Raw genomic sequence first — 393 nt, forward strand, 5'->3', positions numbered from 1 at the left:
TTAGGTAACTCCTGAAATTTTCCTGACACAAATTGCAATGGCATTCGCCTGAGTATTCGTTGGAAATATGCCATATAATTAAATCGCCTTCGCCGCAAACTTCGGTTGTAATTCCCGCAATCTTCCGGTGATCGATATAGATGTCGTTTGGCCAGCGCAAAAAAGCTTTTTTGCCGCAGATTGACGACAGACTGCGCACGACGGCAATTTGCATCATAAGCGACAGTTGGGTATAGTCCGCTATTGTAAGGCGCGGACGTTCTAAAATAGAAAAGAAAAGCCCGCCCTGCCGCGATACCCATGTTCTGCCGTTTCTTCCCCTGCCTGAGCTTTGTTTTTCCGCCGTAAAAACACTCCCGCTTTCCGCGCCTCGGACTGCCGATTCTCTTGCCC

General features: G+C 48.6%; 1 protein-coding gene. It reads right to left on the reverse strand.

Translation table 11 applies throughout. The features are described from left to right. A partial coding sequence (locus ACYVRH_RS14950) for a biotin--[acetyl-CoA-carboxylase] ligase (RefSeq protein WP_461257644.1) occupies positions 1 to 393 on the reverse strand: 393 nt, incomplete at both ends.

It is taken from the genome of Treponema sp. R80B11-R83G3, assembly GCF_054786115.1.